At 51.2% G+C, this 21,750-nt stretch carries 23 protein-coding genes and 1 pseudogene; 12 read left to right on the top strand and 12 right to left on the bottom strand.

Annotated features, from left to right (window positions below; all coding sequences use genetic code 11):
* Positions 1–7: 7 nt before the first annotated feature.
* The 3 genes from IPL17_RS11260 (at position 8) to rpe (ending at position 2,323) form a co-directional block, all read left to right on the top strand.
* Positions 8–205, top strand: coding sequence for a hypothetical protein (locus IPL17_RS11260; RefSeq protein WP_345307182.1), 198 nt, complete (start codon positions 8–10; stop codon positions 203–205).
* A gap of 292 nt (positions 206–497) precedes the next feature.
* Positions 498–1,589, top strand: a complete 1,092-nt coding sequence (locus IPL17_RS11255) for a protein kinase (RefSeq protein WP_345307181.1) — start codon at positions 498–500, stop codon at positions 1,587–1,589.
* Positions 1,590–1,645: 56 nt separating this feature from the next.
* A complete protein-coding gene (gene rpe / locus IPL17_RS11250) occupies positions 1,646–2,323 on the top strand; it encodes a ribulose-phosphate 3-epimerase (protein WP_345307180.1) in 678 nt (225 codons plus the stop codon).
* 131 nt (positions 2,324–2,454) lie between these two features.
* Here the strand turns inward: rpe and rpmB are convergent, their stop codons facing one another.
* On the bottom strand, positions 2,455–2,640 hold the full coding sequence (rpmB, locus tag IPL17_RS11245; RefSeq protein ID WP_345307179.1) for a 50S ribosomal protein L28: 186 nt from the start codon (positions 2,638–2,640) through the stop codon (positions 2,455–2,457).
* Between the two features lie 171 nt (positions 2,641–2,811).
* Here rpmB and IPL17_RS11240 point away from each other — a divergent pair, with 171 nt between their 5' ends.
* From IPL17_RS11240 to IPL17_RS11230, 3 genes are read left to right on the top strand one after another with little or no spacing between them, the layout of a single operon-like run.
* The gene (locus IPL17_RS11240) at positions 2,812–3,168 is read left to right on the top strand and encodes an Asp23/Gls24 family envelope stress response protein (protein WP_345307178.1); all 357 of its coding nucleotides are present in this window, start codon (positions 2,812–2,814) and stop codon (positions 3,166–3,168) included.
* Between the two features lie 14 nt (positions 3,169–3,182).
* Positions 3,183–3,566, top strand: coding sequence for a DAK2 domain-containing protein (locus IPL17_RS11235; RefSeq protein WP_345307177.1), 384 nt, complete (start codon positions 3,183–3,185; stop codon positions 3,564–3,566).
* Entirely contained in the window at positions 3,466–4,842 is a 1,377-nt protein-coding gene (locus tag IPL17_RS11230; protein ID WP_345307176.1) for a DAK2 domain-containing protein, read from the top strand. The genes IPL17_RS11235 and IPL17_RS11230 overlap by 101 nt, the downstream gene beginning before the upstream one ends.
* A gap of 149 nt (positions 4,843–4,991) precedes the next feature.
* On the opposite strand, the gene IPL17_RS11225 is transcribed toward IPL17_RS11230, so the two are convergent.
* Complete coding sequence (locus IPL17_RS11225) at positions 4,992–6,011, bottom strand: hypothetical protein (protein ID WP_345307175.1); 1,020 nt, start codon at positions 6,009–6,011, stop codon at positions 4,992–4,994.
* 14 nt (positions 6,012–6,025) lie between these two features.
* Positions 6,026–6,355, bottom strand: a complete 330-nt coding sequence (locus IPL17_RS11220) for a PadR family transcriptional regulator (protein ID WP_345307174.1) — start codon at positions 6,353–6,355, stop codon at positions 6,026–6,028.
* Positions 6,356–6,550: 195 nt separating this feature from the next.
* On the opposite strand from IPL17_RS11220, the pseudogene IPL17_RS11215 reads away from it, so the two are divergent.
* Positions 6,551–7,385, top strand: a pseudogene (locus IPL17_RS11215) (DegV family protein).
* A gap of 25 nt (positions 7,386–7,410) precedes the next feature.
* Here IPL17_RS11215 and IPL17_RS11210 read toward each other — a convergent pair.
* Entirely contained in the window at positions 7,411–8,358 is a 948-nt protein-coding gene (locus IPL17_RS11210; protein WP_345307173.1) for a type II CAAX endopeptidase family protein, read from the bottom strand.
* 86 nt (positions 8,359–8,444) lie between these two features.
* Here IPL17_RS11210 and recG point away from each other — a divergent pair, with 86 nt between their 5' ends.
* The 3 genes from recG to IPL17_RS11195 are packed head-to-tail and all read left to right on the top strand — an operon-like array spanning position 8,445 to position 12,111.
* Positions 8,445–10,991 carry an ATP-dependent DNA helicase RecG gene (gene recG / locus IPL17_RS11205; RefSeq protein WP_345307172.1) on the top strand — a complete coding sequence of 849 codons (2,547 nt, stop codon included), beginning with the start codon at positions 8,445–8,447 and terminating at the stop codon, positions 10,989–10,991.
* 57 nt (positions 10,992–11,048) lie between these two features.
* A complete protein-coding gene (gene coaD, locus IPL17_RS11200; protein ID WP_345307171.1) occupies positions 11,049–11,564 on the top strand; it encodes a pantetheine-phosphate adenylyltransferase in 516 nt (171 codons plus the stop codon).
* 58 nt (positions 11,565–11,622) lie between these two features.
* Positions 11,623–12,111, top strand: coding sequence for a hypothetical protein (locus IPL17_RS11195; protein WP_345307170.1), 489 nt, complete (start codon positions 11,623–11,625; stop codon positions 12,109–12,111).
* Between the two features lie 72 nt (positions 12,112–12,183).
* On the opposite strand, the gene IPL17_RS11190 is transcribed toward IPL17_RS11195, so the two are convergent.
* The 8 genes from IPL17_RS11190 to IPL17_RS11155 form a co-directional block, all read right to left on the bottom strand.
* Positions 12,184–12,861 (bottom strand): hypothetical protein, encoded by a 678-nt coding sequence (locus IPL17_RS11190; protein ID WP_345307169.1) that lies wholly within the window; start codon positions 12,859–12,861, stop codon positions 12,184–12,186.
* 58 nt (positions 12,862–12,919) lie between these two features.
* Positions 12,920–13,519, bottom strand: a complete 600-nt coding sequence (locus IPL17_RS11185) for a hypothetical protein (RefSeq protein ID WP_345307168.1) — start codon at positions 13,517–13,519, stop codon at positions 12,920–12,922.
* A gap of 8 nt (positions 13,520–13,527) precedes the next feature.
* Entirely contained in the window at positions 13,528–14,406 is an 879-nt protein-coding gene (gene cyoE / locus IPL17_RS11180; protein WP_345307167.1) for a heme o synthase, read from the bottom strand.
* A 77-nt stretch (positions 14,407–14,483) separates the two neighbouring features.
* The gene (locus IPL17_RS11175; protein WP_345307166.1) at positions 14,484–15,380 is read right to left on the bottom strand and encodes an SUMF1/EgtB/PvdO family nonheme iron enzyme; all 897 of its coding nucleotides are present in this window, start codon (positions 15,378–15,380) and stop codon (positions 14,484–14,486) included.
* Complete coding sequence (locus IPL17_RS11170; RefSeq protein ID WP_345307165.1) at positions 15,377–16,852, bottom strand: hypothetical protein; 1,476 nt, start codon at positions 16,850–16,852, stop codon at positions 15,377–15,379. Before IPL17_RS11170 ends, IPL17_RS11175 begins: the two co-directional genes overlap by 4 nt.
* Positions 16,798–17,511, bottom strand: coding sequence for a hypothetical protein (locus IPL17_RS11165; protein ID WP_345307164.1), 714 nt, complete (start codon positions 17,509–17,511; stop codon positions 16,798–16,800). Before IPL17_RS11165 ends, IPL17_RS11170 begins: the two co-directional genes overlap by 55 nt.
* Positions 17,512–17,626: 115 nt before the next feature.
* Positions 17,627–18,949, bottom strand: coding sequence for a diaminopimelate decarboxylase (lysA, locus tag IPL17_RS11160; RefSeq protein ID WP_345307163.1), 1,323 nt, complete (start codon positions 18,947–18,949; stop codon positions 17,627–17,629).
* A gap of 52 nt (positions 18,950–19,001) precedes the next feature.
* The gene (locus IPL17_RS11155; RefSeq protein WP_345307162.1) at positions 19,002–19,379 is read right to left on the bottom strand and encodes a hypothetical protein; all 378 of its coding nucleotides are present in this window, start codon (positions 19,377–19,379) and stop codon (positions 19,002–19,004) included.
* A gap of 120 nt (positions 19,380–19,499) precedes the next feature.
* Here IPL17_RS11155 and rplI point away from each other — a divergent pair, with 120 nt between their 5' ends.
* On the top strand, positions 19,500–20,054 hold the full coding sequence (gene rplI, locus IPL17_RS11150; RefSeq protein ID WP_345307161.1) for a 50S ribosomal protein L9: 555 nt from the start codon (positions 19,500–19,502) through the stop codon (positions 20,052–20,054).
* A 52-nt stretch (positions 20,055–20,106) separates the two neighbouring features.
* The gene (locus IPL17_RS11145) at positions 20,107–21,684 is read left to right on the top strand and encodes a RodZ domain-containing protein (RefSeq protein WP_345307160.1); all 1,578 of its coding nucleotides are present in this window, start codon (positions 20,107–20,109) and stop codon (positions 21,682–21,684) included.
* Positions 21,685–21,750: the final 66 nt, after the last annotated feature.

Genomic DNA, 21,750 nt, shown 5'->3' with positions numbered 1-21,750 from the left:
GTATGCATTGCATGCAAACTTCGATGCGCCTGATGGGCAAAACATGCTTAAATTACAAAGCGATGAACTATTGCAACCACTCCTTGCTGGTCATGGATTCACCTCTGACATGCAGGGCGGTGTGTTTTATGGTTTTGCAATACGCCCGCCCGATGTGCGAGAGCGTGCATTTGTAGAAGCTCTCCCGTTTAAAGTGCAACCTTAATTGGTTTTTTTAGGATCAAACAAGAACGTTTTCCTCGTATAGTGTCCCTATATCGAATCTCATAACATGCACTTTTTTCAATGTATGGATATGATACTCTTGTACTATGCGGTGGCGATTGATCCTTTTTGTCCTATTATTGAGCTTACCCCTGCCGGTATTAAAAGCTCCGGCGTATGCACAGCTTGATGCGCTCATGCCACTCCCGACCTCACAAGGTGGCTGTCACCTGAGTGTCTCGTTTGACGTTGGCCTCCCGACCATCCTCACCCCGATGATATAATCCGACCCAATGAACGAAGGGACTCTACTTAACGGTCGTTATCAACTGCTTGAAAAACTCGGCTCTGGCGGCATGGCTGAAGTTTTTCGCGCGCGCGATCCCATTTTGGATCGCATTGTCGCCATTAAAGTCCTGCGTCAGGATTATTCAAATAATCCGGAGTTTCAGGAACACTTCCGCACCGAAGCGCGCGCCGCTGCGAATCTTTCACACCCAAACATTGTCACCGTGCATGATTTTGGCTTTGCGGAAAATCTGCTCTTCATCGTCATGGAATATATCCCCGGCAAAGACCTGAAACAGCTGATCCGCCAGCGTGGACGCTTTACGGTCGAAGCGGGCATCCCGCTCATCATTCAAGCCTGTGCCGGGCTGGGATATGCCCACCGCGCGGGACTTGTCCATTGTGACGTCAAGCCGCATAACATGCTTGTCTCACCCGACGGACGTCTCAAGGTCACCGACTTTGGCATTGCGCGCGCCCTTGCCACCATGATGCCCGACGAGAAAGCCGATGTGGTCTGGGGGTCGCCATTGTACTTTTCGCCGGAGCAGGCCCGCGGAGAAGCGCCCGCGCCCGCCGCCGATGTGTACTCCCTCGGCGTGGTCATGTACGAGCTCTTGAGCGGCACAACACCGTTCACAGCCACCACCGCCGATGAACTTGCGCGACTGCATGTGTCTGCGCGCCCGATCCCCATCCGCGAATACATTCCAGAAATTCCAACAGCGCTCGAAGAGATCATCACAAAAGTATTGTCCAAGGAACCTGCCGCGCGTTATCGCACCGCAGATCAACTCGGGCGGGTTCTGCAAAAATTCGGGACGCAACCCGATCTGCCTGCGCCCGAACAGGAAACTGCGGAGAGGGTTCCGACCAAAGAAATGCCGCCTCCACCTCCGCCGCGGCTTGAACCTGCCAAACCAAGGTACATTCCGCCCGAGCCGACGCCTCCCGCTGACGAACCCGAGCTTGCTTCCGCCTTCGATGAAATTGACTGGGTCTCTGTTGGACTCGGCCTCCTGGCAGTCATAGCTGTCGGCGGACTGATCCCATTTTGGATGATGGTCTATTTCGCCTATAATCCGCCGCTTCCGTAATTAAAGGTTCAGACCTGACAGGTTTTCAAAAACCTGTCAGGTCTTTTGTCACATTTATGAATAACTTCCTAATTGCCCCATCCATCATCGCATCAGATTTCACACGTTTAGCCGACGAGATTTCTGCAATTGAATCCGCCGGCGCAGATTGGCTGCACATGGACATCATGGACGGACATTTCGTCCCCACCATCACGGTAGGTCCGCTGTTCGTAGAAGCCTGCAAACGCGTCACAAAACTTCCCATTGACGCGCATTTGATGATCTCCAACCCAGATCAGTATTTGGAAGCATTTGCCAAAGCCGGCGCAAACAATATAACCGTTCATGTAGAAACCTGTCCCGACCTGCCGCAAACAATAAAAAAAATAAGATCTTTGGGATGTAATGCGGGTGTCACATTGAATCCCGCCACTCCCGCCTCTGCATTGGATGCGGCTCTCCCATTGATTGACCTGGTCTTGGTGATGAGCGTCAAGCCGGGTTTTTCAGGTCAATCCTTTATACCTGAAATGATCGTCAAGGTGGAAGAGATCCGTAATAAATTAAATGCCCTGCGTTCCAAAGCCCGCCTTGAAGTGGACGGCGGGATCACAGTTGAAACCCTGCCTCTCATGTATCGAGCCGGCGCGGATGTTTTCGTGGCTGGCAACGCAGTCTTCAAGCATCCACAGGGTGCCGGAGCAGGCATTAAGGCGCTAAGAGATGCGGTTGCGAGGATAGAACGGTGGTGATTTAAAAAATGAAGGAGCATTGCCTCCTGCAATAAGGGTCTCGGGCAGTGCCCCCTTACAACGACAAATTAATTAAAAACAAAAATCACGGCGTTGAGCCGTGATTTTTGTTGCGTATGAAAAAACGAACCTTATGCCGCAGATTTGCCGAGCGTCTTGATGCACTTCGCGCACAAGATTTTCTTGATCATGCGACCCTTCTCCATCACCGAGACCTTTTGCAGGTTCGGCTTGAACGTGCGATTGGTTGCGCGTTGAGAGAATGAACGGCTGTGACCGAAGGTGGTTGCTTTTCCGCAGGAGTTACACTTTGCCATGATATTTATCCTTTCAATACAATGATTCCAGATGATCCGCCCTTCTTAGGGGCAGGGCATTCTACCATAGAACGCAACCATATTCAAGATTAGATGTTAAAATAGGAACATGAAAGAATATTACCCGGACTTCGGAAATTCCCGCGGTCTTTAGAGCAAACGAGGATAATTATGGGCGAAGAAACAACTTCATTGGGCGGGATACAAATCTCGCCGGACGCGGTGGCAACGATCGCATATCATGCCACTTTGGAATCATATGGCGTGGTGGGACTTGCGCCAAAAAACCTGACCGACGGAATCGTAGCATCCATCACGCGCGAACCATCGCGCGGGGTCTCTGTCTCGTATAAAGGTGATGATATTGATATTGACATCCACATCATCATTGAGTACGGTACGCGCATTAACTCTGTGGCTCAAAGCGTGGCAAACACAGTCCGTTTCCATGTGGAAAAGGCGCTGGGTCTGCAAGTTAATTCAGTCAATGTGCATGTAGCGGGCTTGCGCATCAGCAATTCGGATTAGGAGAATAGAACCTTATGGCTGTGGACCCCGCACGCATTGATAAATTCCGCCGGCTGCCGATCGACGGCCAGTCTCTCAAACGCCTCATTGACGCGGGACTGACCTGGCTCCGCACGAACAAGGATATGGTCAACGCCTTGAATGTGTTCCCGGTTCCGGACGGTGACACCGGCACGAACATGACCCTCACCCTGCAAGCCGCATGGAATGAGATCAAGGATTCCGGGACGTCTCACCTCGGTGAGATGGCGGCGCTCGTCTCCAAGGGCGGCCTAATGGGCGCGCGGAAATTCCGGTGTGATCACCAGCCAGATCCTGCGCGGGTTTTCACGCGGCTGTCACGACAAGGCGACATTGGATGTGGCCACCATAGCCAAAGCATTTGGCGAAGCGCGTGACACCGCTTATAAAGGAGTCGTCCGCCCGGTGGAGGGGACGATCTTAACCGTCATCAAAGAAGTTGCCATTGCGACAGAAGCAGCTCTGGGGTCGGTTAAAGATCCGATAGAGATGCTCGAAGTGGCAGTCAGGGCCGCGGACGAAGCAGTCAAAAAGACGCCGGACCTGCTCCCAGTCCTCAAACAGGCGGGCGTGGTTGATTCGGGCGGCAAAGGCTTGTTTTTTATTTTGGAAGGCATGCTGCGTCACGTGTACGGCGAATCGCTTGAAACACCAACCACGATGGTGCATTCGCTTTCCGCGATGGACTTGCAAGGCGCGCTGGATGAAGTGGAAGAGGGTCAGGATTACGAGATCGTCGTGGATTTTGTTCCAACCAACGAATTGAATTTAGCGTCATTCTATGCGCGGCTCGAAGAAATGGGAACATCCATTCAGGTGGGCGAAGGCGAAGGCATGTACCGCATGCACATCCATGTACCGCTTGAAAAACGTTATGAGCCGATCGATTACATTATGGAAATCGGCACGGTGACAAAGGTCGCGATCGAGAACCTGCTCGCCCAAATGGATGATATCCAAAAGAGCAAACAGCTTCAGTTCACGCCTGTGGAACCGGGCAGTATCGCAGTTGTGGTGGTTTCACCGGGACAGGGGCTGAGCCGCATCTTTGCGAGCCTGGGTGTGGCCGCCATTGTGGCAGGCGGGCAGAGCATGAATCCGTCCACCCAGGATATTTTGAATTCCTTTGAAAACCTGCCAACCGATAAAGTCATCATTTTGCCGAACAATAAGAATATTGTTCTGGCGGCAAACCAGGCCAAGGAAGTCACGGTGAAGCATGTGGCGGTCGTGCCAACACGCACCGTTCCGCAGGGACTCGCCGCCATGCTCTCTCTCGCCCCGGAAGGCGAGCTGCAAGCGGTGGCAGATAAAATGGCAAAAGCCATGGCGCATGTCAAAACAGGCGAGATCACAATTGCAACCCGCACCGTTGAAATTGACGGCGTCAGCGTAAAAGACGGTCAGGTGATCGCTCTGTTGGACGGCAAACTGGTCGTCTCGGCAGAGTCCGTCGAGCAGGGTGTCATGGAACTGCTTGAAAAAGCCAATGCCGGCGAACACGAGTTGATCACGTTCTTTTATGGCGAAGAAATGCCTCACGGCGAGGCAAATCGTATTGCAGACGTGGTGCGTGAAAAATATAAATCCCATGAAATTGAAGTACAGGAAGGCGGACAGCCGCATTATCAATTCATTATTTCGATCGAATAGTTTCATGCCGCTGCAGAAGCGAAGCTGCCAAGCAACCCTCAGATCGTGTGGATCGCTTCGCCGGGAAATCGTACTCCTAGCAATGACATAAAATATAAATCAAAACGGACGCAGATCTCTGCGTCCGTTTTGATTTTGAAAGAATGGGTTTATTTTGTCTTATATGTGGTTTTGAACAACCCGTAAATTGCTTTTGCCAATTCAACTCCCTGAATGATGATTATGATGATCATGGTGATCGGGAAAGACAGGTTGAATACGGTCATCAATGTCTGTGCGTCAACCGAGCTTTCAGGAATATTGGCAAACGATTCGGCTGTGAAGCCAATGATATTTGGTGTGCTCAGGATCAGGAATGTCAACACGATGCCGGCAGCTTCGATGAATACCTTGGCGATGCGCGTGAACGGTGTCCAGATTGCGTTGCGCAGGAGGTAGACATCCAGAACGATCTCGGCGAGGAAGATGGCGTTGATCCACGGGATGAATTTCAAGAACACATCCGAGAATATGGGGATAAAGAACAGCTTATCTTCCGTAAAGAAATACGCGCCGAATATCTCAAAATATAAATTTAGAATAGCAAGCCCAATGAAGGTAAATACAATTTCAACGATGATCTCTCCGCGTTTGACTGTGTCCGGATCTGGTTCTTTTGTAAGAGACGTTGGATCCCAATCCTTTTCATCGTTGAAACCGCCGATCTCCTTGTCGGGAAGCACCCGTTCAAGAATCGCAAAGACCAGCACCACATTACCGAATGCCGCGATGGCTGCGGAAACCGCGTTGCCTAATCCGCCGCCAATGATGTTTACAAAATCCATACCCATCATGGGAGTGTCGGTTACGGCGCGCACGCCTGCCAATCCCAACATCACAAATACAACTACTGTGATCACGATCTTCAAAACGAACAGGAAGAATGGGAATAAGCGCGGACCGATCAAATACGGATGCGGGTTATAGGTCGCCGCTATTTTCTGAGGCGAGCCGTACTCTTTCAGCAGCTCGATCTCCATCGCTTCATCGCGCATGTGTCCCGTAGTGGAGACGCGATCTTCCAACATATCCTCCAGCGTGGAACGTAATTCCTTTTCAATATCCTCGCGCCCCTTGAGGAGCGGCAGATGCTTTCCAACTTCAGATACATAACGGTCTATGAGGTTCATGTTTTTTCCTTTCCTTACGCCAGCATCCCGTTCATCACAGAAACAATGCCAGCCCATTCCTTTTTCAACTTCGGCAGCAGTTTTTTTCCTTCCGCGCTGATCACGTAATACCTGCGCGGACGCGCCTCTTCAAGTTTCCAAACGGATTCTAATAATCCTTGAGTCTCCAATCGCCGGAGAAGTGGATACAACGTTCCCTGATCAACTTCCAGCCCTTGATCTGAAAGCAACTTCAACAGGGAGTAGCCATATTGCTCGTCACTCAATTGACTGAGCACTGCCAGCACGATCACGCCGCGCCGTAGTTCAAGGACAACATTATCGAGCGATTCAGTGTTTGCCATATATCAACCTTTATCGCATGATACTGTGTTTCACACAGTATGTCAAGGGGGAAGTTTTATGTCATTGCGGGGGCATTGGCCGAAGCAAGCTCCTGACCTGTTGAGGTTGCTCACCGAACTGGCGTACGGCGCAAGTGCCGTTGCCAAAAAGCGGCCCCTCGCAACGACATGAATCTTTTATGTTAAACTTCCGCTATGAAAATCGGAATCGTCACAGACTCAACATCCGACATCCCCGCGTATCTTGTTGAAGAACATCATATTCAAGTTGTCCCCACGATCTTGATCCTGGAGGGAAAAGAATACGCGGACGGAATTGGCATCACGCGTGAGGAATTCTATAATCGATTGCCCGCGCTTCACACCCCGCCGACAACTGCCGCGCCTTCGATCGGAGATTTCACCACACCGTATGAGACTCTGCTCACGCAAGGCTGTGACCATATCATTTCAATTCACGCCGCCAGCCAATTGACAACCATCATCAATGTAGCGTCAGGCCGCAAAAGAATTCCCCGATAAAGTCACCTGCATTGACAGCGGTTCGCTTTCATTGGGACTTGGGTTTCAAGTCCTCGCCGCCGCTGAAGAATCTGAAACAGATTTGAAATCCGCCCTGGATGCGATCGCTTCCACCCGCAAGCGGCTTCAAGTCTCCGCCGCGCTGGATACGATGGAATACCTCAAACGCAGCGGACGAGTCCCCGGCGCGGTGGCAACCCTGGGCGGATTATTATCCATCAAGCCAATGATCGAGTTAGTCGATGGCGAAGTAAAAGCCATTGGAGCAATCCGCACTACCAAACAGGCGGATGAGCGCATTTTAAATTTCCTGCTTGGTCTCGGAGATATGGAGCGTCTCGCTATTTTACATACCAACGCTGAACCGCGCGCGAGACAATTGCTGAATGAATTAATGAACCGCGCGCGAAAATCAATTCCACGCGATATTTTGTTCGTAAATGTCACAGCGGTCATTGGCACACATCTGGGGCCGAATGGATTGGGATTTGCGGCGGTGAAAAAATAGAAGCGGTTTTAGCCGCTTCTATTTTTTATTGTGAAGTTATTGCCTGCGTTGTTTCTTTTGATTTCCAAAATAAAGTAATTGCAGTTGCGATCAGTAGAACAATTGTCACCGCCAAGCCGCCTTCAGGCCCAAACGTCCCACCTGTCAGCCAATCCGCACCGGTTTCCATCAGGTTGAATAATGTGCCTCCACCCGCATTAGTTCCACTGACTTCAAAGCCAAAGAAATTTCCCTGTACCCAATTCCAAACGCTGTGCAATGCGCTGATACCCCACAGGGACCCCTCACGCATGGCGTATAAACCTGCGAACACGCCAAACAAAGCCAGGTTGACGAGTGCGATTGCGCTCAAGCCCGGGTTAAGTCCATGCAGCAGCGCAAAGATTAAGGACGAAAACAGCAAGCCGATCCAGGGCTTGGAGCGGGCGCCAATCACAGGCAATGCCCACCCGCGGATAAGCACTTCCTCCGCAGCTCCCTGCACCACCCAGCCAATCAGGACCAAAGCTACCCCGCCCAAGGCGGCAAGTCCCTGCTGTGTTGGGTCGCCTATTTCAAAGGACACACTGCCAAACATTGCCAGGATACCCACAGAACCACCGAACATGAGCATCCCAAACAAGAAGCCGCGCCCGTACTTCATTAAAGCGTTTTTAGCTTCATATCCCAAGGTCCAGAAGGATCGTTTTTCAAAGAATTTAAGCCATGCCCACAAGATCACATAGATCAGGGTGAAAGAAAATATCAATTGCAGGCTCATCCAAAACCCGGCTTCTAACACGGGGATACCCTCCATGGAAAGCCCCGTCGCAGACATCCCATAGATCGAACCCATCAAGATGAATAAGGGAATTGCCCCAAGCTGGCTGATGAGTGCGAAAACGAATGAAAGCGGAATCACCAGTCCGATATGAGTTAATCTCTGTCCCTGCCTTGCGAAATCGAATAATTTGCTTTCTGTAAACCATTTCATAATTCTATGTCTCCTGTGGGGATAATACGCCGCAGAAGGCAAATAGTTTCGCCTTTCGCAACCTCCCTCATGATAAAATTGAATTTATGCAACCATCTCTGGAAAAACTTAGAAAATTCTTTCGTCTCGAACACGAAAATAAATATCCGAATACCGCCATCATTGGCGGACTGGCTCAGATGCTTGATTATTGGGAAGGCGAGGCCCGCGTTGATGGGATCGCAGAGGAAGTGATACAGGCGGTTGTAGCGCGCTTACGTTCCTATGAAAAGCTCAGTCCGGATGGAAGGGCAGAGTCTCTTAAGGGTCTGTGGAAACGCATTTCCGAAACCTACCCTGAAGCCGGGCAAAAGCCGAAGACTCAGGCGAGCCAGACTCCCCGTCCACCGCGCCCCGAGCAGGAAGCGCCGCAAAATCAAAATACCGAAGCGCCGCCTGACGTATCGCCTGCTCAGCAGCGACAGCAGCCAAATCAACCGAAGCAACAGGTTCAGCAAAAGCCGCGTCCGGCTCCGCAACCACGGTCTGAGGCAGTGCCAGGAGCAAAGACCAGCCAGACTCCAGCCGCGTTGAACGCCAGCCTGACCGTGCTCCAGGGTGTTGGGCCAAAACACGCCGGCGACCTCGCCAACCTTGGAATGCAGACACTCGGCGACATGCTGTATTACTTCCCGCGACGTTATGAAGATTACAGCCAGCTTAAACCCATCAAATCACTTTTTTATGGAGATGTTGTCACAGTTCTCGGGACCGTTCAAAGCGTACACACCCGCCCCATTAAAGGCGGCAGTAAATCCATAGTTGAAATCGTTATCAGCGATGGTACAGGTTCTCTTCGTCTTTCATTCTTTAATCAGCCGTGGTTGGCAAATAAGACAAAAAATGGCGATGCGATCGCCGTCTCCGGCAAGGTGGATCAGTACCTTGGCCGCCTCGTGATGAACAGCCCCGACTGGGAACCCGTTGAAGTTGAAAACCTGCACACAGCGCGCATCGTTCCCATTTATGCGCTTACCGAAAAAGTGACTCAAAAGTGGCTGCGCGGAATGATGAATCAGGTCATCTCGCATTGGGCGCCTGCGGTCGTGGACGCGCTGCCGGATAAGATAAAACTTGCCGCGCGGCTTGTGTCGTTAAGTGAAGCCTTACAGCAAATTCACTTCCCGAATTCACAAGCAAGGCTTAAAGCGGCGCGGGAGCGGCTCGGCTTCGACGAGATATTTTATTTGCAAATGGGAGTGTTGCGCCAGAAACGGGATTGGAAATCTGTGGAAGGCCGCCGCTTCCCCGTCCCGACCGAGTGGGTGGATTCACGATTAAGCAGTTTGCCCTTCACATTGACAGATGCCCAGAAAAAATCGCTCGAAGACATTCGCGCCGATCTGGACTCTGGTCAGCCGATGAACAGGCTCATTCAAGGCGATGTCGGTTCAGGCAAGACCGTCGTTGCAGCATTGGGCGCGGCAATCGTTGTCAATACCGGAGCGCAAGCCGCGATCATGGCACCGACATCCATCCTGGCGGAACAACATTATCGCAACTTCACGAATATGCTGACGCGGGATGGCGGGATGATGCAAGAGAGTGAGATCCGCTTGTTGGTGGGGAGCACGCCCGAGACTGAGAAAGAAGCGATCCGTCAGGGACTGGCAGAGGGTTCTGTGAAAATGGTCATCGGCACGCACGCGGTCATTGAGCCTGACATCCTATTCAAAGATTTGCAATTTATTGTGATCGACGAACAACACCGTTTTGGCGTTGAACAGCGCAAGGAACTGCGCAGCAAAGGCACGAACCCGCATTTGCTGGTAATGACGGCTACGCCCATTCCGCGCTCTCTGGCGTTGACCGTGTTCGGCGACCTCGATATTTCCGTGATCGATCAAATGCCCGAAGGACGACAGCCCATTAATACCTATGTGCTTCGTCCGCAGGAACGTGAGCGCGCGTTCAGCCTGATCCGCGGGCAGATCAAAGAAGGCAGACAGGCTTTCATTGTATATCCGCTCATTGATGAAAGCGAGAAGATCGAAGCCCGTGCCGCAGTGGATGATTTTTCAACTCTATCAAAGGAAATTTTCCCAGACCTCAAACTTGGTCTTTTACACGGGCGCATGAAGCCGAGTGAAAAAGATGAAGTGATGATGAAATTCCGCGACAGGCAATATGACATTCTCGTTTCAACGACCGTTGTCGAAGTGGGCGTGGATGTACCGAACTCGACCGTGATGCTGATCGAAGGCGCAGACCGTTTTGGTCTCGCACAGCTGCACCAACTCCGCGGGCGTGTAGGACGCGGCGGGGCGCAATCTTATTGTTTGCTTATCCCAACACATGAAGATGCGACAGAGAATGAACGCCTGCAAGCCATGTCTCGCACGAACAGCGGTTTTGAATTAGCTGACCTCGACCTCAAGACACGCGGCCCCGGCGAATTTTTGGGAACACGTCAGGCAGGCTTTGCCACCACATTGAAGATGGCAAGCATCACCGATGTCACATTGATCGAGAAGGCGCGCACTCAAGCGCAATTATTATTTGAACGCGACCCATATCTTCAACAAACCGAACATGCCTTGCTTGCCGAAGCCTTTGAAAGATTCTGGGGCGAAGGTAAAGGGGACGTTTCATAATTTGAATTACACCCGCAGGGGCGGGTTTAGCCTACCCCTACGGAACAATGGAGAATCATGGTTAGAGCAATCTTCCCCGGTACGTTTGACCCGATCCACCTCGGTCACATGGATATCGCATCACGCGCGGCGCGCCTCTTTGATGAAGTGGTGATGGCTGTCTACGACAAACCGCTTAAGAGCCTGCTGTTCTCACCGGAAGAACGTATCTCGCTTGTGCGGGAGGCTTTTCAAGATAACCCCAAGATCAGGGTCACAGGCTATAGCGGTCTGACAATTGACTTTGCTCACAAAATGGATGCGCAGGTCATTGTGCGCGGCCTGCGCGTGTTTTCCGATTTTGAATTCGAGTTCCGCATGGCATTGGCCAACCAACGACTGGCAAAAGATATTGAAACGATCGCGTTGATCACAGCTGAACAGCACACATTCTTGTCCTCAAGCACGGTCCGCGAGATCGCCACTTTGAATGGAGATGTCTCCAGCATGGTGCCTGCGCATGTCAAGAAGGCGCTGCAAGCCAAGGTGCTTAATATGGGCGAGCACTCTCCGCCAAATTCACTTCGTGATTAATTTGTGCTAGAATTGGAAACAATCTATTGTTAATAGGATATTGCCCGCGAGGCACAACATGGACATACTTCAACTGATTGACCGATTGGAAGAACTCTTCAATGATGCAAAGGCTTTGCCTTTCACCCATAATGTTGTTGTGGATGAAGACAAAATGTTGGAACTCATTGACCAAATGCGCATTGCCATCCCTGAAGAAGTGAAAAAGGCGCAACAGGTCATGGCGCAACGAGATCGAGTCATGGCGCAGGCGCAGGAAGAAGCCAACCGCACTTTGCAATTATCACGCGAAAAGGCCGATCAGCTGGTTCAAAAGGATATGATCGCGCAGGAAGCCCAGCGTCGCGCCGACCAGATCATCAGCCAGGCTCGATCCGAAGCCGACGCCACCCGCGCCGACGCGGATAATTATGTAGTTGACACACTGATGCAATTGCAGGAGCAGATCGCAAAGTTAAGCAATCAGGTCAGCAACGGCATCCTCATGGTACAGGAAGAACAGATGCGAAAAGAAACTGGGAATGTGTCTGAGAAAATCGAAGGCTAGAAAGATAAGTAAGATCCAACAACCCCGCCAAATTTAGCGGGGTTGTTTTTATTTATATGATATGGTTCCGCTTCACTGCTGAACCTGAAGCCTGAGCACTGTTTCTTTCACAGTTCTCAAGCTGACAAACAGCCCCGCGCCTAAAACTAACAATCCCATCCCTATCACAGTCATGGATGTATTGAACGCATCCGCATAATTCACGCTGCCCCAGGTATGAGTGGGACCCATTGTATATTGAACAGTGAGTGTAAATAAGCCGACCACGATGGCCGCCGCGCCGCCCGCTTTTTTATTGTCGCTGGCTTTCGCTTTGGAAAAATCCACGCCCTGCCAGATGGCGGGAATTTTGAAGAGCAGGAAGATGACCAGCGTGAGGATCGTGGTGTAGACCACCGCGTCCACCGGCATGGATTTGCCGCGTAACATGCGCGACATGTAAATGTGGAATCCGCCGACCAGAACACCTGTGATCAATGCGTACAAGCTCATCCAATACGAATCTGTTGTACCTTTGATGAGTTTAATGGCGGCCCAGATTCCCCAAATGCCAATGGCAATTGTGCCGAGCATAAAAAGGATGTACAGCCATTGGAAGGGAATCAATCCTGCCATGCTTTCATATTTTTGCGGAAAAACAGCGGCACAAAATGTGCCAACTCCGCCCAGGAAGGTAAACCCGCCTGTGAGCGCCATCAAAACGATCCCAATGAAACGCAGGAACTTTGCGAAGAAACTATTTGTGGACATGTGAGTCTCCTTTTCAAAAAATGCCCTAAAGGTTTATAAACCTTTAGGGCTGGTGTGTTTATCCAAACTTGAAACCTGTTACAAAAAACGCTGTTGTCAGCAGGAGCAATATCGGGAACAATCTCATGATCGTATTCCTTGATAATATCGGCTTGCCTGTCTTTAGGAAGGAGAGCAGTAATCCGCCAATGCCGATCAATGCGCCGCCGACCCCGACGAGTGAGAATAGCGGGTCCATTCGTCCCTGAGCCGAAAGGATGATGGGGAGCAGAAAAATCGTTACACCCGCGATTCCGTGTGTGATGGCAATCGTAATGACAGGCAATTTATTTTGCATGGGGATCGAGCGGGTTAATGTCACAGCGGCGAAACCGATGATGGTGAAGACCAGGTAAACGGTCCGATAGGATGCGAGATGCTGCCAGACGAGACCAAGCGAAAGAGTCAGAGGGATGATCGTCGAGACAATGATCACGATGGGCGATTCCAAAACATCAAAACCCAGAATGATGAGCAGTAATCCTGCAACGAGCAGCACGCCGAATGCGATGGTGTACGCGATAATTGGGGCGGTGGAAAGATCATCAATGCCGACCACGATCTGATAGGCGGAGAGCAGCACGGTGATGAGCAGAAGCACGCGGTCAAGCGTGGACATTTTCATGTTCAAAATGCTTTCATGGCGAGGATGATCATGGAAGACAGCATGTAAAGCGACGCGTATTTGAACAGCCCAAAATTCACTCGTTCTGATTCAACGCGGAAGGTGGCGAATGCCAATAAAAGCAGCCCCGCAGTTAGCACGGCGATCAAACGCAAATAACCCGCGCTGATGCCGATCAGAACGCTTGCCCAACCAATCGCGAGCGCAGCGAGAACCGATGAAACGGCAATCGTGGCGCGTGTGAATGTATCACCGTATGTGGATGGAAATGTGGGAACGCCAGCGTTGGCATAGTCGTCGCGGAATTTGATCGAGAAGGTCAGCGTGTGGGTGGGGATCCAGAAAAGAATGGCGAGTGCCAGCAGAATGCCAACCAGGTCAATCTGGCCTGTCGCGAGTACACGGCCTGCGAGAATGGGCATGGCGCCGGAAATTCCGCCCCAGACAATACTCCACGCGGTGCGGCGTTTGAGCCAAAGGGTGTAAATGACCACATCAAAGAACCAGCCCGCAAAAACGACAAGGCCGTAAAAAGGCGCAATGAGAAGAGCCCAACCAACTCCAAGAATTGATATCGCAGTACCAACCCAAAAGACTTCATTGTGATTCAATTCGCCCGATGCGGCGGAACGTTTGTGTGTGCGCTTCATCTTGGCGTCAATATCGCGGTCGTACCACATGTTCATGATGGTGGATCCGCTGATGGCGAAGAAGAGGCTGAATGACATGCCGAGCAAGGTCAGCAAGCCGATGGGCGTGCCCGCGCTGAGATAGCCCGCAATGCCTGTGGCGAGAAGCAGACCAGTTTGGGTGCTTTTGATGAGCGGCCAGTAGAGGGCGATCTTGGATTTACGATTTACGATTGATGATTGGGTGGTCATGGAACTCCTGAAAGATATACGAGTAAATAAATTGTGATCGCAAGTATACCTGTCTACTTGTGACCCTGTCTATTTTCTTACTTATCTCTCACACATCGGAAGCCAACACCGGGACTAAAGTAGGTTGGTGTGGCGTTGTTGCGGACCCAGATGCGCAAATCCATATCATAAGTATCTTTCGAGCCGCCGCGCATGAAGCGGTAGTGCATCCCTTCGTACACGTCACCTGTCCATTGCCAGACATTGCCCGCCATATCGTAGAGTCCGTAGGGTGAAGCAGAATCGACGGTTTGAAAACCGTCGTACGTTTGTCCGTTATAAAAACCAACGGGACTGGTACGTGAGCCGAAGGAAGGCATATCTTCGAACGGGTCGCGGCTGGAGTAGAAGTTGGCATTGCCGCGTTGAATTTCATCACCCCACGGGAATGGACGTTCATCGGCGCCGCGTGCGGCTTTTTCCCATTCCAATTCAGTGGGGAGGCGGGTTTCGAAATATTTGCAATAGCCCCACGCGCCGAACCAGGTGACATCCGTCATTGGGTGATTCTCATAACCAGATTGGACAGCAAAAGTTGAGCCATCGAATTTGATTCTTTGAGATGGGTCATCGAGCGGGATGAAGAGCCAATCGCCCGCTTCTATCTTTTCCTCGTGCTTGATCCCGTGAAACTTGTCGCCTGGGTAGAACCCGACGATTTTTTCGCCGTCCATTTTTACGCTCCCATCCGCGAGCGCCGCGTTGAGGAAGTCCGCATATTGCGCGGTGGTGACATCGGTGACCATGATCTCGTAGGCTTCGGTGGATGCGATTTCATCGAACTGCCCGTGGTGGAATTCACCCGCTGGGACTTGCGCCCAGGTATTCGGGTCAATGCCTGTGTCGAAGGCGGGGATCGGAGCGTTCAAATCTACGGGGGAGCAGGATGCCAGTAACGCCGCACACAGGCAAAGGGTTAGAATGATGCGTTTCATTTATCCACCTCCTGCGCGAGTTCGTGATCCAGTTCTTCGATCCAGCGTCCTTTATTTTTAAAGAGGTCAGCCAAACGATAGATCATCATCGCGGCGAGAATGACCAGCAGCATGCCGAGGCCAAAATCAATGGCATACATCAATCCGTTGACAAGCGGCTGCTGTGCGGCTTCGGTGACGAAGAGCCGTTTCATTTCAAAATGGTGACTGCGCCAAAAGCGATATCCGAAAAGATGATGATGCTCCAGCCATACCACTGACGCAGTTTGCCTTTGAAGCCGTTCATGTCGCCGAAGTAAAGCAGGAATGATCGTGGCGATGATGGCGGAAAGCACGTGCCAGTGTCCTGTGAGTTCGATGCGCTCTTCGCGGGCAGGCCAGACGCGGAAAATTTCATCGAGTTTGATCGCCATAAAAATGCCGATGCCGCTGGTGGTGAAATTCATAAAAAGCATTTGCCAGGTGGGGCCGAACTTGAGCGGGTCACGCAGAAGCGCCCCGAGCTTTTGACCGAAGGTTGGCTTTTGGATATTGGCTGTGCCGTCCTTGATGAGTTTATTCCAATCCCAAATCAGTAGGAGCAATGCCGCAAACATGGACGGAGTCGCGCCGACATAGATCACCATGTGTGCAACAGGTTCGAGCGGAGTGACCACACCCCACACGCCGAGATTAAGCACGATGGTCCCCAGGATCATGAGCGGCATGGCGAATTTATGAAGAATGCCCTTGAAGTTCAACCAGCGCCCGATGATGAGTGTGATCATGATGCCGATCAACGCCAGCATAATATGTAAGTGACCGATGACCGCAAATTCCATCACTGTTTTTTCTGGAATACGGATGATGTTCTCGGCAAGGAATGTTTCAAATCCGTGGCCATAATACGAACCCGGTACCGCGCCAAAAAGTGATGAGATCACGGTTGTGACCGCAGTTGCGAAAAATGCGGTGCGCTCCAGGTCGAGTCCGCTTTTGGTGTGGGAGTATTCTTTATCGGTTATGAAGTATTCCTTGTCCCACGGCCAGAGCGCGACGATCAACATCAAGCCGGCAAAGAAAATTAATGAAAGCCCAGTGATGTAGAGTCCATGAAAAGCCCAGTTACGCCCGAAGTAGGCAAAGCCCATTCCGAAGACCATGGTCAGGATATAGCCAAAGGTTATGGTGGCGTTGATCGCTGTTTTGAAAAAGGCTTTCATCTTGATCAGGCCGGTCACCATGTAGGTTTCAATGGCGATGATGGCCATGGCGATCGAGTGATACAAAATGACGATGCGTCCTTCACGCTCCGCTTGCACGATCTTCATGCCGAGAGCTTTGACAACGATCTCGCGCACGCCCATCTCTGCCATCGGGCCTGAGAGCATGCCCCACACAGCGGTGACAATTCCCACCATGGCAATCGCCACAAGGATCAGTCCCTTGGTGGAGTTGAAAAGATAGTTGAAACGGGTTTTGATAAATTGCATAATGGTCTCCGATGAATCCACAAAACCTTTCCCATTTTGGGATGGGTTTTAGGAAGATAATAGCCCTTCTTCGCAAACCCCAGCACGTACGCGCCTGTCATCAGGAAGAGCAGCGGAGTCAGGATGAGCATGACAAAGTCAGGGCTGAAGAAAAGTAATTGTTTGCCCATGGTAATCAAGGCCAGCGCGATTCCGCCAAGGCCGATCAACAGTCCGCCGATGCCGACCCACCAAAATCCTTTCGGTGTGCCTTTTGCAAAGAATGGGCCGATGAAAATCACAAGTCCCGCCACGCCATGAAAAAGCGGAACCGCGATCTTCTTCAACGAGTCCATACCTCCAATGCTGGTGATGGCGATCGCCAGAAAACCGACCACCGCGAACCATTTGAAATATTTTTTCCAGGCAGGGAAGTATTCTTCGGCAAGTCCCATTGAAATGCCGAGCGGGATCAGGCTGGCGACGGTCAGCACATAGGGCGATTTCAAAATTCCCATGCCCAGGAAGATCAGCAAAAGTCCTGAAATCAAAAGCACTGCAAACCCCATCAGATAGTAGATGTTGTGCAGTGCCTTGTTCAGATTGTATCGTTGCCAGAAATACCAGCAAAGATAAGCTGCGATCAAACCTGTTAGTAACAGGAAGATTATGTCTTTCATTTCACTCTCCTTTTGATTTGCGGTGCTTGTATGTGAATTATCTCACAAGCATTGAGGGAACGCTGTAACTTTTGTCACATATTTATGACAAAAGAAAATCCCGCCAAAGGCGGGATCATGAAATATCAAAATCTCTTTTTAATAAATCATCGGTCGTTTCGCGCCGCATGATGATCTTTGCGCGGCCTTCTTCCAGCAAAACTACAGCGGGCTTTCTTGACCCATTGTAATTAGAGGACATACTCAAATGATACGCGCCAGAAGCAGGGATCGCGATCAACTCCCCTTCTTCGATCTTAGGCATGGAGAGATCTTCGATAACGACATCACCGGATTCGCAATACGGTCCCGCAATGGAAACCTTCTCGCATCTTTCGCGGCCCGGTCCTGATACCGTTAAACAAGAGTATCTCGCCCCGTACATCGCATGGCGCGGATTATCTGTCATGCCGCCATCGGTTAATATCCAAACTTTATCGCCGCGCCTTTTGATCGCGCCGACTCGATAGACGGCAACACCAGCGCGTGCCACCAAACTTCGGCCGGGTTCCAAATGCAAATGCGGGAGAGCAAGGCCGCGCGCCTGGCAGCCGTGGATCACATGCTCTGCAATCATGCGCACATATTCGTTGATGTCCGGCTGAGGAAGTTCATCCTCATGATATGCCACGCCCCACCCGCCGCCGGGGCTAAAATGCCAGCCGCCATCAAAATCAATATCCCTGGCAATATCCAATCCCAATTCGATCGCAGCTTGCAGCGGACTCGCATCACGGAAATTCGAGCCTTGATGAAAGTGGATCCCGTTCAAAGGTAAATTATGACTTTTACAAAATGCCGCCGCTTCCAGTATCTCTGCGGGGGTCATGCCGAACTTGCTGTCGTGCTGGCCAGTCTGCGTGTGCGCGTGATGCGTCTCAACTGCCACTCCGGGCAAGAGGCGCAACCAAAGTTGAATCTTCTGGAGTGCTGAATCTTGCTTCAGCATTACCGACAGCAAGCTGTCAGACGCCAGAGTTTTTAATTCTGTCATATTATCCACAACGATCGTGCCTGCATTTTGAAGCGCGGATTTTAGATCTGCGCGTGATTTATTGACTCCATGCACAAGAATATGTTCACGCGGCACACCGCCCGCCATCGCGATGGCGATCTCGCCTTCTCCGGTGCAGTCCACAAACAGGTTGTGGAATTGAGTCCACTGGGCAACGGCGAGATTCAAAAAGGCTTTGCCTGCATAGGTCACAGAAGCAGGCGCGGGGTAGTGCGAAGCGAGCGCAGATTTATACCCCACTGCCGCATGATCCATCGTGGCCCGGTCATAGAGATACAAAGGCGTTCCATATTCTTCCGCCAAAAGAGGGAGGTCGTGTCCCGCAATGGTCAGGAAGTCTTTTTGAGTTCTTGTTGTTAGGGGAAAAAGTTCAAGACGATCCAAGTGGATACCCTCATATAAAATAAGTCGGGATTCAGGATCCCGACTTACAAAATTATTTATCGAAAAATAAACCCCACCAGACTTCCCAATTTTGCATGGGGGTGGGAATGGGAATGGGTGTTGAGACAACAGCCGGTTCGCTGCCCGGTTCACCGACAGGAATAACCACCTGTTCGCCATCCTTCATGTAATGTCCTTCAGTACGCGCCCACTCTTCCACAGCCGCATCAGAGCCAGCATACGCCACCTGGGTTTGCTGGGCTATTTGAGTTTGTGTACTTTGGGTCGCGATCGCGCGGACTTCATCGAGCCGTTCATTCAATTCATTTAAAGCAGTGAGCCGCGAATTGAATTCGATCACCATCAGGAAGAGGATAAATATCCCTGCAAGGATTGCAATACGGCGAAAATTGATACTTATGTTTGGCATGACCTTATCTTAATCGCATTTCCCAAAGTTGGCAAGAAACGACTCGGTTGTGGTACAATCTGCCCCCGCAGGACGTAGTACCCTTCGTCTTGACTCCACACGTTAGAAAGGGCTTATAAGATGAAAGTATTGCTTGTAAAAGATGTATACAAACTTGGCCGCGCGGGGGACATAAAAAAAGTTGCCGATGGCTTTGGCCGCAACTTCCTCATCCCCCAGGGATTTGCTGTTCTTGCCACTGAAGGTGCGCTAAAGCAGATCCAAAAGATCAAGTCGCAGGCTGAAGTTCGCCGCTCCTCACAGAACAACGAACTGGCTGGTCTCGCCGAACAGATCAAAGCTGTAACCCTGACCTTTGCCGCCAAAGCTGGCGACACCGGTAAACTGTACGGCTCAATCACCACACAGGACATTGCCACCGCGTTGAGCGAGCAGGTCCGTTTTGAAGTGAAACGACAGCAGGTGGATATTCAACCCATCCGCGCGCTGGGCGATTTCACAGCTCACATCCGCCTGACCATGGACTTGGTGCCTGAGATCAAGATCATTGTCCATCGCGAAGGTGAAAGTGCTGACGGTAACGCAGAACCCGCCGAAGCTGAAAAACCAAAGAAGAGTGCCCGTAAGGCGAAAGAAGAAGTCGCAGCCGAAGAACCCGCTGCTACAGCCGAATAAAGTAAACCACATCACCGGCGAAAGTCGGTGATGTTTGTAATACAATCAACCCATGTCCGAAACGATAGGTCAACGCTTAAAGCAGGAACGCGAGGGGCGTTATCTGACGCTTGAAAAAGCGTCAGAAGACACGCGCATCCGCAAGGTCTTTTTACAGGCGTTGGAGTCGGACGATTATTCGGTCATGCCGTCGGCGGCACAGGGGCGTGGATTTTTACGCAATTACGCTGTGTATCTTGAACTAAACATTGACGAGATGATCGCGGAGATGCAGAAGAACGCGCCATCCAACGAAGTAAGCGGACCGCTGCCGCAGGTCAATCTCGTCGAGACAGAAATCCCCCCTTTAGTTACACAGGACGAAACGCCAGCGCCTCGTTTTTGGAACAGATGGCTTGTCCGCCGTCCGAAAGCAGAGTCAGCGACTGAAGCAGAATCCATCGAACCCGTTGCTGATAAATCGGCACAGGATGAAGCGACGGAGATCACAACCCAAGAGTCGGGACTGCCGATTGAAGCTGATCAACTTGAAGTTAAGGAAGAGGCGCAGGCAGGCTTGTTCTCAAAGTTTGAGACGCTGTTCCGATCCCGCCTTACGAAACCAGAATCCAAACCAGTACCTGCTCCAATCATTGAACCGGTAACTCCGCAATTCATTCCGACCCTCCCCGCAGACATGATCTTTGCGGAGATCGGTCAACAATTGCGGTCGCGCCGCGAGATGATCAGCTTGACATTAAATGAAGTGGAACGCCATACAAAATTACGCGCGGCGAACCTGAAGGCGCTCGAAGAAGGCGCGTATGACAACTTGCCATCCCCTGTGCAGATGCGCGGGATGCTGGCAAATTATGCGACCTTCCTTGACCTGGATGTGGATGCTGTCCTGCTGCGTTTTGCCGACGGTCTGCAGGCGCGGCGTCATGAAAAATATTCAGAGACACCCCGCGAGAAAATACAGACAGAAGTAAAAACATCCATGCCGCTCCTGCGCAGTTTCATCGCCGGTGACGTGGTCTTCGGCATATTGATGATCGTGATTCTGATCGGTCTGGGGATCTGGGGCGTGGGACGGGTGCTAAAAACTTCGGAACCAGACACTACGGCAACCGCTCTTCCAATTCTTAGCGGGCTCGGCAGTACACCTTTGGCAACCCCTTCCCTGCAATCCACTTTTGTGCCTGTGGACGAAACGCTGGTAGTCGGTGAAAACACAGCAACATTGGATCCATTATTGGCAGCAGAGTCACCCACGCCGGGCATCGCGGCAAATGTAACTGTGAATGTTTTTGCAGTGGAACGCGTCTTTGTGCGAATCTCAGTAGACGGAGAAGTGGCTTTTGAAGGACGCCTTTCGCCGCGTGAGACAAAAATTTTCGAAGCGCAGGATCAGGTGGTGATCTTGACAGGCAATGGCGCAGCGCTCAGAGTTAACTACAACAACACAGATATGGGGTTGATGGGTAATGTTGGTGAAGTGATCACAAGAGTTTATTTGATCTCTGGCATCGTGACGCCTACCCCGACCATCGCACCGACAGCGACCAATACGCCGCCGGTCACAAACACGCCTACACCCACCACCACACCGACGGTCACGCCATCAGCCACACCGACCAGCGGCGGATAAGTTCATAACGTGAAGATATAATGTACTGAAAGTTTTTATTGGAATATAGCGACTCACAACTTTAGG

The sequence above is a fragment of the Candidatus Villigracilis saccharophilus genome (assembly GCF_016711665.1).
This window is presented reverse-complemented; position numbering and strand designations above follow the sequence as displayed.

Bases quoted from the DNA above. Each gene is read 5' to 3' on its own strand.
- IPL17_RS11220 (WP_345307174.1), bottom strand. From the start codon at position 6,355: ATGGCAAACACTGAATCGCTCGATAATGTTGTCCTTGAACTACGGCGC.
- IPL17_RS11240 (WP_345307178.1), top strand. From the start codon at position 2,812: ATGGGCGAAGAAACAACTTCATTGGGCGGGATACAAATCTCGCCGGAC.
- IPL17_RS11195 (WP_345307170.1), top strand. From the start codon at position 11,623: ATGGACATACTTCAACTGATTGACCGATTGGAAGAACTCTTCAATGAT.
- IPL17_RS11225 (WP_345307175.1), bottom strand. From the start codon at position 6,011: ATGAACCTCATAGACCGTTATGTATCTGAAGTTGGAAAGCATCTGCCG.
- coaD (WP_345307171.1), top strand. From the start codon at position 11,049: ATGGTTAGAGCAATCTTCCCCGGTACGTTTGACCCGATCCACCTCGGT.
- IPL17_RS11175 (WP_345307166.1), bottom strand. From the start codon at position 15,380: ATGAAACGCATCATTCTAACCCTTTGCCTGTGTGCGGCGTTACTGGCA.
- rpmB (WP_345307179.1), bottom strand. From the start codon at position 2,640: ATGGCAAAGTGTAACTCCTGCGGAAAAGCAACCACCTTCGGTCACAGC.
- rpe (WP_345307180.1), top strand. From the start codon at position 1,646: ATGAATAACTTCCTAATTGCCCCATCCATCATCGCATCAGATTTCACA.
- rplI (WP_345307161.1), top strand. From the start codon at position 19,500: ATGAAAGTATTGCTTGTAAAAGATGTATACAAACTTGGCCGCGCGGGG.
- IPL17_RS11170 (WP_345307165.1), bottom strand. From the start codon at position 16,852: ATGCAATTTATCAAAACCCGTTTCAACTATCTTTTCAACTCCACCAAG.
- IPL17_RS11155 (WP_345307162.1), bottom strand. From the start codon at position 19,379: ATGCCAAACATAAGTATCAATTTTCGCCGTATTGCAATCCTTGCAGGG.
- recG (WP_345307172.1), top strand. From the start codon at position 8,445: ATGCAACCATCTCTGGAAAAACTTAGAAAATTCTTTCGTCTCGAACAC.
- IPL17_RS11210 (WP_345307173.1), bottom strand. From the start codon at position 8,358: ATGAAATGGTTTACAGAAAGCAAATTATTCGATTTCGCAAGGCAGGGA.
- IPL17_RS11255 (WP_345307181.1), top strand. From the start codon at position 498: ATGAACGAAGGGACTCTACTTAACGGTCGTTATCAACTGCTTGAAAAA.
- IPL17_RS11190 (WP_345307169.1), bottom strand. From the start codon at position 12,861: ATGTCCACAAATAGTTTCTTCGCAAAGTTCCTGCGTTTCATTGGGATC.
- IPL17_RS11145 (WP_345307160.1), top strand. From the start codon at position 20,107: ATGTCCGAAACGATAGGTCAACGCTTAAAGCAGGAACGCGAGGGGCGT.
- IPL17_RS11185 (WP_345307168.1), bottom strand. From the start codon at position 13,519: ATGTCCACGCTTGACCGCGTGCTTCTGCTCATCACCGTGCTGCTCTCC.
- IPL17_RS11235 (WP_345307177.1), top strand. From the start codon at position 3,183: ATGGCTGTGGACCCCGCACGCATTGATAAATTCCGCCGGCTGCCGATC.
- cyoE (WP_345307167.1), bottom strand. From the start codon at position 14,406: ATGACCACCCAATCATCAATCGTAAATCGTAAATCCAAGATCGCCCTC.
- IPL17_RS11165 (WP_345307164.1), bottom strand. From the start codon at position 17,511: ATGAAAGACATAATCTTCCTGTTACTAACAGGTTTGATCGCAGCTTAT.